We start from the raw sequence: 11952 nt of genomic DNA, 5'->3' as shown, positions 1-11952 counted from the left end.
CCCCCGGACGGGGGAATGATCGGGCTCGAAACGCGACCGAGACACGTACCCCGAAGGCGATCGGATTTCACCGGTTCGTGATATCGACGACGCCCCCGCCTGCAAGAATCGAGCAATGCACCTGCTCGCTGCGCTCAGCATGAAGAACCGCGCGCTCATCGCCCTCATCACCGTCGTCGTCGCGATCTTCGGTGGCATTTCGCTCACGAGCCTCAAGCAGGAGCTGGCGCCGTCGATCGAGTTCCCGCAACTGTCGATCGTGACGAGCTATCCGGGTGCATCACCCGACATCGTCAACACGGATGTCTCGACGCCGATCGAGACCGCGATCCAGGGCATCACCGGGCTCGAGTCGACGTCGACGACGAGTTCGACCGGTGTCTCCCGCGTCACCGCGAGCTTCACCTACGGAACGGACCTCGCGTTCGCGGAGCAGAAGCTGCTGTCGGCCGTCAACCGCATCAGCGGTCAGCTCCCCGACGACGTCGACCCGCAGGTGCTCGCGCTCAGTCTCGACGACTTCCCGGTGCTGCAGATCGCGGTGACCGGCGTCGACGACATCAGCGCCCTCTCCGACGAGATCGAACGCACGACCCTCGGCGAGATCACCGATGTCGACGGAGTCCGCGATGCGAACCTCGTCGGCGAGGTCGGCCAGCGCGTGACCATCACGCCCGACCCTGCGAAGCTCGCCGCACTCGGCCTCAGCCAGCAGGCCATTCGCGACGCGTTGCAGCAGAACGGCTTGCTGGTGCCGGCCGGCACCATCACCGAAGGCGACTCCACCTTCGCGGTGCAGACCGGCGCACGCCTCGGCAGCGTCGACGACATCGCCGGCCTGCCGGTGCTCGGTGCGACCGAGCAGCAGGCTCCGGATGTCCCAGTGGAGACGCCCGCCGAGGGCACAGAGGTGCCCGGCGCCGGCGAGCCCGGCGCCGAGTCGCCCGGTGGGGCCGAGCAGGGTGCGCAGGCCTTCGCCACCACGATCGCGGTGCCCGTCGCGGCGACGATCGCCGACGTGGCATCCGTCGAGCTCACCGACAACCCGATCTCGAGCATCTCGCGGGTCGACGGCGAACCGGCGCTCACGATCTCGGTGACGAAGCTGCCGGCCGCGAACACCGTCGATGTCTCGAACGCCGTGACGGCGCTGCTGCCCGACCTCGAGTCCTCGCTCGACACCACGAATGCGGGCGCCACGTTCACGGTCGTCTTCGACCAGGCGCCGTACATCGAGCAGTCGATCGAGTCGCTCGCGACCGAGGGACTGCTCGGCCTCGTGTTCGCCGTGATCGTGATCCTGGTCTTCCTGCTCTCGATCCGCGCGACCATCGTCACCGCGATCTCCATCCCGACCTCGGTGCTGATCACCTTCATCGGGTTGCAGGCGGCCGACTACACCCTCAACATCCTCACGCTCGGCGCGCTCACGATCGCGATCGGCCGGGTCGTCGACGACTCCATCGTCGTCATCGAGAACATCAAGCGGCACTTCGTCGAGGGCGTCGACCGGGCCGCGACGATCGTGCACGCCGTGCGCGAGGTCGCCGGCGCCATCACGGCGTCGACGATCACGACTGTCGCGGTCTTCCTCCCGCTCGCGCTCGTCGAGGGCGTGACGGGTGAGCTGTTCCGCCCGTTCGCACTCACGGTCACGATCGCGCTCGTCGCATCGCTTCTCGTCTCGCTCACGATCGTGCCGGTGCTCGCGTACTGGTTCCTGAAGCCCGCGAAGCTCGCCAAGCACGAAGATCCGGCGGAGGCCGCCGGGGCGGCGTTCGTCGATGACGTGTGGCTCGCGCCCGAGCTTCGCGACGCGTCCGGAGCGCCTGGGCTCGCCTCCCGCGCGCCGGAGGCGAGTGCACCGGCAGCCGACTCGACGGTGCCCGCGGCATCCGCCCGACCGGCCTCGGCTGCGGGTTCAGCCTCCGCCGCCCGCGCCAGTGCCGTCGACGAGCTCGAGCATCCGTCGCGACTGCAGCGCGGCTACCTGCCGATCATCGAGTGGACGCTGAAGCACGGTGCGGTGACGCTCATCATCGCGGTACTCATCCTCGGCGGCACGGTCGCCCTCACGCCGTTCATGAAGACGAACTTCCTCGGCTCCTCGGGCCAGAACACCTTCCAGGTGACGCAGGAGCTGCCGGTCGGCACGAGCCTCGACGCCATGGATGCCGCCTCCGAACCGGTCGAGCAGGCGATCCGCGGCACCGAGGGTGTCGAGACCGTGCAGACGTCGATCGGCTCCGGGCGCGGGCTCACCGCGGCGTTCGGCGGCGCAGGGTCGACCATCACATACTCGGTCACCACCGACGAGGGCGCCGACCAGGACGCATTGCAGGCGACGGTGCGCGAGGAGCTCGACGGACTCGATGACGTCGGCGACGTCACCCTCGCAGCGTCGAGCGGTTTCGGCGCCTCGAGCGACATCGAGGTCGACATCACGGCATCGAACGCCGAAGACCTGCAGGCGGCGACCGACACCGTCGTCGACGAGCTCGAGGGCGTCGACTCGCTCGCGCAGGTGTCGTCGAACCTGTCGGCGTCCCAGCCGTACGTGGCCGTCGAGGTCGACCGAACGGATGCCGCAGCCGCCGGCTACTCCGAGGTCGCACTCGGCGGATTCGTGTCGGCGGCGATGCAGCCGCAGAGCGCCGGCTCCGTCGTGATCGACGAGAAGACCCTGACGATCTACCTCGCCGCCGAGAATCCGCCGACGACCGTCGACGCGCTCTCCGCCCTCGAGGTGCCGACGCCCGCCGGCCTGGTGCGGCTCGACTCGCTCGCGACCGTCGAGAACGTCGACGGACCGGCATCCGTGACGACCGTGCAGGGCCTCCGCAGTGCGACCGTCTCCGCGACGCCTTCGGGCGACGACCTCGGCACCGCGAGCGGCGCGGTGGCGGCGTCGGTCGACGCACTCGAGCTGCCCGCCGGCACGACCGCGACGATCGGCGGGGTCACCGCAGACCAGACCGAGTCGTTCTCGCAGCTCGGCCTCGCGCTGCTCGCGGCCATCCTGATCGTCTACATCGTGATGGTGGCGACGTTCCGTTCGCTGTTGCAGCCGCTGCTGCTGCTCGTGTCGGTGCCGTTCGCGGCGACCGGTGCGATCGCACTGCAGGTGATCACCGGCATCCCGCTCGGCGTCGCCTCGCTCGTCGGCGTGCTCATGCTCGTGGGCATCGTCGTGACGAACGCGATCGTGCTCGTCGACCTCGTGAACCAGTATCGAGATCGCGGCATGAGCGTGCGCGACGCCCTCGTGCACGGGTCGTCGAGGCGTCTGCGGCCGATCCTGATGACCGCGCTGGCGACGATCTTCGCGCTGCTGCCGATGGCGCTCGGCATCACCGGACACGGCGGGTTCATCTCGCAACCGCTCGCACTCGTCGTGATCGGCGGCCTCGTGTCGTCGACGGCGCTCACGCTCGTCGTGCTGCCTGTGCTCTACGACCTCGTCGAGGGCGGGCGCGAGCGTCGGCGGGCGAAGCGCGCGGCGGGCAGCGACGCCGCGGTCGGCTCTGCCGCGAGCTGACCGGTCGGCTACCCGGCTTCGGTCGACTGGTCCATCACGTAGATGGTCATGCCGCCGGGGTCGGTGTAGCTCGCGGAGTAGCCACCGGGAATCTCGGAGGGCGCCTCGACCACCCTGAGGCGGCTCGGCCGAGCCTCGTGGAACGCTCGCACGTCGTCGACGATGAACAGCGGGCCGAACGGCGCGGTGGGGTCGTTGGCGTCGAGCATGAGCTGCACGTCGGTGCCGGGCATGGTGAGTGCGATCGTCGTCTCGCCCTCGCGCCAGACCTCTTCGCAGCCGAACCCGTCACGGTAGAGCGCGAGCGAGGCCTCGAGATCGGAGGTCGGCGCAAACAGGAACTCGAGTTTCATGAGAGGCCTTTCGTGTCGTAATTGCGTTTGCGCACAGCATAACGCCATTATGTAACCATGCGCGAGTGGATTCCGGTATCGACGTCGGCCAAGGGGCGCCTGGCCCTCGCAGCGGTCGGCGCGTTCGGGTCGCGTGCGTTCGATGCCGTCTCGGTCGGAGAGCTCGCCGCCGAGGCGAAGGTCACGACCGGCGCGATCTACCACCACTTCGGCAGCAAGCTCGCGCTCTACGACTTCGTGCGCCGCGACGTCGAGCAGCGACTGCTCGATCGAATGGCGGGAGCGGCGAGTTCGGTCGCCGGCGACCGTGATTCGATCGCCGCGGTGCTCGGGGTCGGATTCGACTTCGCCGTGCGCATGAACTTCCAGCGTATTCTCGCCGACGCGCCCCCCGAGGCCGGGAGCGATGCCCTGGCCGAGCTCCTCGACACGCTCGTCGCTCCGGCGGCCGCCCCGCTCGGGCGAGTGCTCGCCGCTGCGTGGCGCGCCGCCGTGCTCGCGACCTGCGATGGCGGCGACGTCGAGGCGGCCCGAGCGGCGTTGCTCACCCTCCGCCTCGCGAGATGAGCCGAGCAGAGGGCGAGCCCGCCGCGCCGGGCTACTCCGAGGCGGCCGCGAGGCCGGCGATCTTCGCGAGCAACGACGCGCGCTCGCGCTCGTTGCCGGTGAGCCGCGCGGCGGCCTCGAGTTCGCCGCGTGCCTCACCGGTGCGACCGAGCCGACGCAGCAGCTCGCCGCGCACGGCCGGCAGCGGTGCGTAGCCGGCGAGCCTGCCGCCGGCCACGAGCTCATCGACGATGCGCAGCCCGGTGGCCGGGCCCGTCGACATCGCCACGGCGACGGCGCGATTGAGCTCGACCACGGGTGACGGCGCGAGCCGCCCGAGCGCCTCGTACAGCACGACGATGCGCGCCCAGTCGGTGTCGTCGACGGATGCCGCGACCGCATGGCACTCGGCGATCGCCGCCTGCAGTCCGTACGCCCCCCGCCCCCGGCCGATCCGATCGGCACGTTCGAGCGCGTCGCTGCCGCGAGCGATCTGCGAGCGGTCCCAGCGCGAACGGTCCTGCTCGTCGAGGGGAATCGGGGTGCCGTCGCGCTTCGTGCGCGCAGCGAACCGTGAGGCCGTGAACTCCATCAGGGCGACGAGGGAATGCGCCTCGGGCTCGCGGGGCATGAGCCCCGCCACCATGCGGGCGAGCCGCAGCGCCTCGGCGGAGACATCCGGTCGCACCCACGCCTCGCCCGTCGCCGGCAGGTACCCCTCGTTGAAGATCAGGTAGAGCACCTGCAGCACCGAGGCGAGTCGCTCGGCGTATTCGTCGGGCTCCGGCACCGCGAACGGCACCTTCGCGGCCGCGAGCGTCTTCTTGGCGCGCACGATGCGCTGCTGGATCGTCGCGGTCGGCACGAGGAACGCCCGGGCGATCTCGTCGCTCGAGAGGCCGCCGACGATGCGCAGGGTCAGCGCGATCTGCGCCTCGCGCGAGAGCACCGGGTGGCACGACACGAAGATCAGACGGAGGATGTCGTCGTCGATCGTGTCGGGGTCCCAGAAGGTGTCGGATGCCGCGGCGCCGTCGCGCTCGAGATCGTGCGCCATCGCGGCGTACCGATCGTCGAGCCGCTCGCGGCGACGCCAACCGTCGATGGCGCGGCGCTTGGCCACCGCGGTCAGCCACGCGCCCGGGTTGTTCGGCACGCCCTCGCCGGGCCACTGCCGCAGGGCCTCGACGAGCGCCTCCTGCGCGAGGTCTTCTGCCTGGCCGACATCGCCGACGAAGCGAGTGAGGGTCGCGACGATGCGCGCCGACTCGATACGCCAGACGGCGGCCACGGCGCGCCGGGCACGGTCGGCGGCGTCGGTCGCCGGCCCGGCCGTGCCCGGGTCATCCGTCTCGGTCATCTGGTCACGCCTCGATCAGCACTCGTCGGAGCCGGTCACTCGGCCTTGGTGCCGAGACGGCCCTCGGCCTCTGCGCGCCAGCCGGCCTCCTTCTGGATCCACTCGTTGTCTTGCGGGAAGTCCTCGAGCTCGTTGATGCGACGCACCTCGAGCTTCGAGCCCGGGCCCAGGGGGCAGCGCTTCGCCCACTCGGCGGCCTCTTCGGCGCTCGAGGCCTGGATGATCCAGAAGCCGTTGAAGAGCTCCTTCGTCTCACCGTAGGGGCCGTCGGTGACGACGGGGGGCGTGGAGTCGAAGTCGACGACGAAGCCCTCCTTGGCGTCTGCGAGGCCCTCGCCGGCGAGCAACACGCCGGCCTTGATGAGCGACTCGTTGTAGGCCCCCATCGCGGCGATCACCTCGGTGAAGTCGAGCTCTTCGTATGCCTCGACGGCTGCGTCGTCGGATCGCATGATCAGCATGTACTTCATGGTCGTTCTCTCCTTCGTGGGAGGGGGCCGAAGTGCCCGCCTCACTCTGGCGTCGAACGAGCGCGGGCCGGATCGACATCGCTCGAGAATTTCCTTCTCATGCTGCCAGTGCACGGGCGTCCGCGTCATCCCGCAGCCGTCGGCGGGGCGGGGTCAGCGGCGGGCGCGCCTCTCCGAGCCTCTGAGGCGGGTGTGCTGTCATGGCGGAGTGACCGTGCCGATTCCCACCCAGTTCGATGGCGTCGCCGCGCCCTCGCCGTTCCCTCCGATCGCGGACTACGCCTTCCTCTCCGACTGCCACACGGGCGCCCTCGTCTCGCCCGACGGTGCGGTCGGATGGCTCTGCGCGCCGCGCTTCGACGCACCGAGCGTGTTCGGCGCGCTGCTCGATCGGCAGGCGGGCTACTTCAGGGTCGGACCCTTCGGGCTCGATGTGCCGTCGGCGCGCGCCTACGAACCGGGAACCAACACGCTCGTCACCACCTGGCGCACCTCGACCGGCTGGATCGAGGTCCGCGATGCGCTCACGATCGGGCCACGACTCGGCGCCGACCTGACGACGCCGCACACGCGTCCGCCGACCGATGACGACGCGTACCACGGGCTGGTGCGCACGATCACGTGCCTCGAGGGCCGAGTCGAGGTCGAGCTCGTCTGCGAGCCGGTGTTCGACTACGGCCGCACGGCCGCCGTGTGGACGAGCGATGACGAACACGCCGCGACCGCCGTCGGGGGCGAGCAGTCGCTGCGGCTCCGCACCGACATGTCGCTCGGCATCGAGGCCGGACGGGCCAGGGCTCGGCACGTGCTGCATGCCGGTGAGCAGGTGTACAGCTCGTTGTCGTGGGCGGTCGACCTCGGCGGTGCCGCGAGCCTCGACGAGGCGGTCGCGCAGCTCGACTCCACGACGCGCTACTGGCGCGAGTGGCTCAGCGCTGCCCGTGTGCCCGACCATCCATGGCGCGAAGCGCTCGAACGGTCGGCGCTCACGATCAAGGGGCTCACCTACCTGCCGACGGGCGCGACCGTGGCGGCGTTGACGACCTCCCTGCCCGAGACTCCGGGCGGCGAACGCAACTGGGACTACCGCTACAACTGGATCCGCGACTCCTCGTTCACCGTGCAGGCGCTGCACTACCTCGACCTCGACTGGGAGGCCGACGAGTTCATCGAGTTCATCGCCGGTCTCGAGGCGAACGAGAACGGTGCACTGCAGATCATGTACGGCATCGACGGCCGGCGTGACCTCACCGAGTCGACGCTGCCGCACCTCTCGGGCTACGAGGGCGCCAAGCCCGTGCGCATCGGCAACGGCGCGTTCGACCAGCGGCAGAACGACGTCTACGGCTCGGTGCTCGACGCGATCCTCATGCACGCCCGGCGCAGCGAACGCCTGCCGCGCGCGCTCTGGCCGGTCATCCAGGCGCAGGCCGAGAATGCGGCTGCCGTCTGGCGCGACGCCGACCAGGGCATCTGGGAGGCACGGGGTGCGCCGCGCCACTACGTGTCGTCGAAGCTCATGTGCTGGGTCGCGCTCGACCGGGCCTCCAAGCTCGCCGAGATCCGCGGCGACGCCGGACTCGTCGCGGACTGGCGGTCGGTGGCCGACGAGATCAGCGCCGACATCCTCGCGAACGGCATGACCGAGGCCGGTGTGCTGCGACAGCACTACGACACCGACTCGCTCGACGCCTCCACGCTGCTCGCGGCGATCTACGGGTTCCTGCCCGCAGGCGATCCCCGCCTCCGCAGCACGGTGCTCGCCATCGCCGACGAGTTGACCGATGACGGCTTCGTGCTCCGCTATCGCACCGACGAGACCGACGACGGGCTGTCGGGTCGCGAGGGAACCTTCCTCATCTGCTCGTTCTGGCTCGTGTCGGCGCTGACGATCATCGGCGAGGGCGTTCGTGCCCGTGCGCTCATGGAGCGGCTCCTGCGTATCGCCTCGCCGCTCGGCCTGCTCGCCGAGGAGCTCGACACGAGCAGCGGCCGCCATCTCGGTAACTTTCCGCAGGCCTTCTCGCACTTGGCGCTCATCGAGGCCGCGCGTCGCATCATCCTCATCGAGCGGCTCAACGAGTTCCGCTGATCTCCGCGGCAGCCCTGAGTCAACTCGCGCGCTCGAGCACTGCGCGCGTCGATGCCTCGGGTCGCAGGTCGAGTCGACGCAGCAGCTGCGCGTTGGCCGCGACGATGACCGTCGAGAGCGACATCAGGATCGCCCCGATCGACATCGGCAGCACGAACCCGATCGGCGCCAGCACGCCCGCGGCGAGCGGCACCGAGATGAGGTTGTACCCGGCCGCCCACCAGAGGTTCTGCGACATCTTGCGGTAGCTCGCCCGCGACAGCTCGATCACCGAGATGACGGAGCGCGGGTCGGATGACGCGAGGATCACGCCGGCCGAGGCGATCGCGACATCCGTGCCGGCACCGATCGCGATGCCGACGTTCGCCTGTGCGAGCGCGGGAGCGTCGTTCACCCCGTCGCCGACCATCGCGACGCTGAGGCCCTCGGCCTGCAGCTCCTGCACCTTCGCGGACTTGTCTTCGGGGCGCACGCCCGCGTAGACCCGGTCGATGCCGAGCTGCCCCGCTACCGTGCGGGCCACCGGTTCGGCATCGCCCGTGATCATGACGACCTCCACGCCGAGCGCGTGCAGTGCGTCGACGGCCTCCTTCGATTCGGGCCGCACTTCGTCGGCCAGCGCGATGGCGCCGGCCACCTCGCCGTCGACGAGCACGTGCAGCACCGTCGATCCCGCTTCGGCCCAGGCGACGGATGCCGCGAGCGGCTGCAGCCCCTCGCGGTCGAGCATGCCGGGGCCGCCGACCTGCACGCTGCGGCCGTCGACCGTGGCGTGCACCCCGATCGCGGCGGAGGCCGTGAAGTCGCGAGCGACGCGGGTGCGGATGCCGCGGTGCTCGGCGTCGGCGACGATCGCCCTGGCGAGCGGGTGCTCCGAATCGCCCTCTGCGGATGCCGCGAGCCCGAGCACCTCGTCGAGGTCGTGACCGGGCGCCGCCGAGGCATCCGTCACCGCGGGCTCGCCCTTCGTGAGGGTGCCGGTCTTGTCGAAGAGCACCGCGCCGACCGTGCGCATCGTCTCGAGCGCGAGACGGTCGGTGACGAGCACGCCGCCCTTCGCCGCGCGTTCGGTCGCGATCGAGACGACGAGCGGGATGGCGAGGCCGAGAGCGTGGGGGCAGGCGATGACCAGCACCGTGATGGTGCGCACCACGGCATCGTCGGGGTCGCCGAGGAGTGTCCACGCGATCGCCGTGACGACGGCCGCGCCGAGCGCGAACCAGAAGAGCCAGCCGGCGGCCGTGTCGGCGAGGCGCTGCGCACGTGAGCTCGAGGCCTGCGCCTGCGCGACGAGGCGCTGGATGCCGGCGAGCGCGGTGTCATCGCCGACCGCGCCGACGCGAACCCGGATGGCGGTGTCGGTCGCGACCGTGCCGGCGACGACGTGGTCGCCGGGTGCGCGGCTGACCGTGGAGGACTCGCCGGTGATCATCGACTCGTCCATCGCGGCGGTGCCGTCGACGACGTCGCCGTCGGCGGGCACGCGGCCGCCGGGGCGCACGATCACGACATCGCCGACGACGAGTTCCGACGGTGACACGGTCTCAGTGCCCGACGGCCCCACTCGCTCGGCCTCGTCGGGCAGCAGGGCCGCGAGTGCGTCGAGCGCGCTCGACGCCTGCATGATCGAGCGCATCTCGATCCAGTGGCCGAGCAGCATGATGACGGTGAGGAGCGCGAGCTCCCACCAGAAGTCGAGGTGGTGGCTGAGCAGTCCGAGGCTCGCGCCGAGCGAAGCGAAGTAGGCGACGGTGATCGCGAGCCCGATGAGCAGCATCATGCCCGGCTTGCGCGACTTCAGCTCCGACCAGGCGCCGGTGAGGAACGGCTTGCCGCCCCAGAAGTACATGACCGTGCCGAGCACCGGGGAGATCCAGACGATCACGGCGTTGTCGGGCAACTGGTAGCCGAGGATCGACGCGAACATCGGGCTGAAGGCGATCGTCGGCACGGCGATGACGAGCATGATCCAGAACAGGCGGCGGAACTGGCCGACGTGGTCGCCGTGCCCGCCGTGGCCTGCGTGCTCGCTGTGGCCCGCATCTCCATCGTGCTCGGTGTGCGCGCTCATGTCGTGCCCGGCGTGGGGATCGCTCATGTCGTGCCCTCTGTCGTGCCCTCTGTCGTGCCCTCCGTCGTGCTCTGCAGCATGGTCGTGGTGGTGCTCGGGCCGGTCGCCGTGGGTCGCGCTCATCGTTCTTCCTCCGTCATGCTGCTCGCGTCGAGCCTATACCCCAGTGGGGTACCTGTCACGAGGTGGAACGCGTGATCACCTGGTCTATTCCCTGCACGTGGCATGCGCCGCGCTCGCTCCCGACGATCGCGATCGCTGCCGCGCGGTTCGCGGTGCGAGAACAGGCGTGCGCGCGGCATCCGTCTCGTGCTGTGATGGCCGCATGGACATCTTGGTGCTCGGCGGAACGCAGTGGGTGGGGCGCGAACTCGCGGCGGAGGCGCTGCGTCGCGGCCACGCAGTGACCTCGCTCGCGCGGGGTGAAGCCGGCGCGGCTGCCACGGGCTCGGCGCTCATCGTCGCCGACCGTTCCCGCCCCGGCGCATACGACGCCGTCGTCGATCGGAAGTGGGACGCCGTCATCGACGTGACCCGCCAGCCCGGCTCCGCCAGGCGCGCTGCAGCCGACCTCGCACCGCATGCGGCGCACTGGACCTTCATCTCCTCCTGCAACGTCTACGCGGCGCAGAACGAGCCCGACGCCGACGAATCGGCCGAGCTGATGACGCCGCTCGCCGACGACGAGGCGACCGCCGAGACCTACGGTGAAGCGAAATCGGCGATCGAGCAGGCCTACCGCGACGCCCTCGGCGACCGCCTGCTCACCGTTCGGCCAGGTCTCATCACCGGCCCGGGGGATGCCTCGGGGCGCGGCGGCTACTGGGTGGCGCGTTCCGCCCGTACTGACGAGCCGATGCTCGTGCCCGACATCCTCGACAACGCGGTGCAGGCGATCCACGTCGACGACCTCGTTGCATTCACCCTCGACGGCATCGAACGACAGCTGACGGGTGCGTTCAACGCGGTCGGCGATCGCACGACGTTCGGCCACTGGCTCGAGCGGTCGCGGGCGATCGCCGGGCATACGGGCGAGGTCGTCGCGGTGTCGCCCGAGTGGCTCGCCGAGCAGGGGGTCGCCGAGTGGTCGGGACCCGAATCGCTGCCGATGTGGATCGTCGACCCCGAATGGAACGCCTTCCTCGCCCGCTCGAACGCCGCGGCGGTTGCCGCTGGGCTGCGCCTCCGGCCGCTCGATCACCTGCTCGGCGAATTGCTGGAGTGGGAGAAGGGGCAGGGTCTCGACCGCGAGCGAGGCGCTGGACTCAGCGCCGAGCGCGAACGAGAGCTGCTCGCGGCGCTTCGAGGCTGAGCGCGCCGCCCCTGCCGCTACCGAGCCGCGTGCCGCTGCACCCGCGCTGCCGCGCGCCCGCGCTGCCGCTGCACCCACGCTGCCGCGCGCCCGCGCTGCCGCGCGCCCGCGCTGCCGGCGTCCTGCCGCGCGCCCGCGCTGCCGCCGTCCTGCCGCGCCCCCGCCGTCCTGCCGCGCGCCCGCGCTGCCGCCGTCCTGCCGCTGCACCCG

The 11952-nt window shown here is 70.6% G+C and carries 8 protein-coding genes; 4 read left to right on the top strand and 4 right to left on the bottom strand.

What is annotated here, in order from left to right:
- Positions 1–115: 115 nt before the first annotated feature.
- The gene (locus tag AC6CH0_RS03140; RefSeq protein WP_498098234.1) at positions 116–3538 is read left to right on the top strand and encodes an efflux RND transporter permease subunit; all 3423 of its coding nucleotides are present in this window, start codon (positions 116–118) and stop codon (positions 3536–3538) included.
- 8 nt (positions 3539–3546) lie between these two features.
- Here AC6CH0_RS03140 and AC6CH0_RS03135 read toward each other — a convergent pair whose 3' ends face one another.
- Entirely contained in the window at positions 3547–3891 is a 345-nt protein-coding gene (locus tag AC6CH0_RS03135) for a VOC family protein (protein ID WP_498098233.1), read from the bottom strand.
- Between the two features lie 57 nt (positions 3892–3948).
- Here AC6CH0_RS03135 and AC6CH0_RS03130 point away from each other — a divergent pair, with 57 nt between their 5' ends.
- Positions 3949–4458 carry a TetR/AcrR family transcriptional regulator gene (locus AC6CH0_RS03130; protein WP_498098232.1) on the top strand — a complete coding sequence of 170 codons (510 nt, stop codon included), beginning with the start codon at positions 3949–3951 and terminating at the stop codon, positions 4456–4458.
- Between the two features lie 31 nt (positions 4459–4489).
- Here the strand turns inward: AC6CH0_RS03130 and AC6CH0_RS03125 are convergent, their stop codons facing one another.
- The gene (locus tag AC6CH0_RS03125; RefSeq protein WP_498098231.1) at positions 4490–5797 is read right to left on the bottom strand and encodes an RNA polymerase sigma factor; all 1308 of its coding nucleotides are present in this window, start codon (positions 5795–5797) and stop codon (positions 4490–4492) included.
- Positions 5798–5832: 35 nt separating this feature from the next.
- Positions 5833–6267 (bottom strand): YciI family protein, encoded by a 435-nt coding sequence (locus tag AC6CH0_RS03120; protein ID WP_498098230.1) that lies wholly within the window; start codon positions 6265–6267, stop codon positions 5833–5835.
- A 214-nt stretch (positions 6268–6481) separates the two neighbouring features.
- Here AC6CH0_RS03120 and AC6CH0_RS03115 point away from each other — a divergent pair, with 214 nt between their 5' ends.
- Positions 6482–8359, top strand: a complete 1878-nt coding sequence (locus tag AC6CH0_RS03115) for a glycoside hydrolase family 15 protein (protein WP_498098229.1) — start codon at positions 6482–6484, stop codon at positions 8357–8359.
- A 19-nt stretch (positions 8360–8378) separates the two neighbouring features.
- Here the strand turns inward: AC6CH0_RS03115 and AC6CH0_RS03110 are convergent, their stop codons facing one another.
- Positions 8379–10553 (bottom strand): copper-translocating P-type ATPase, encoded by a 2175-nt coding sequence (locus AC6CH0_RS03110; protein ID WP_498098228.1) that lies wholly within the window; start codon positions 10551–10553, stop codon positions 8379–8381.
- 202 nt (positions 10554–10755) lie between these two features.
- Between AC6CH0_RS03110 and AC6CH0_RS03105 the strand changes: the two genes are divergently transcribed.
- On the top strand, positions 10756–11742 hold the full coding sequence (locus AC6CH0_RS03105) for an NAD-dependent epimerase/dehydratase family protein (RefSeq protein WP_498098227.1): 987 nt from the start codon (positions 10756–10758) through the stop codon (positions 11740–11742).
- Positions 11743–11952: the final 210 nt, after the last annotated feature.

Source organism: Agromyces sp. GQ35, from assembly GCF_059758475.1.
Note: the sequence above shows the minus strand (reverse complement) of the source record. Positions and strands in the feature narration are given on the sequence as shown.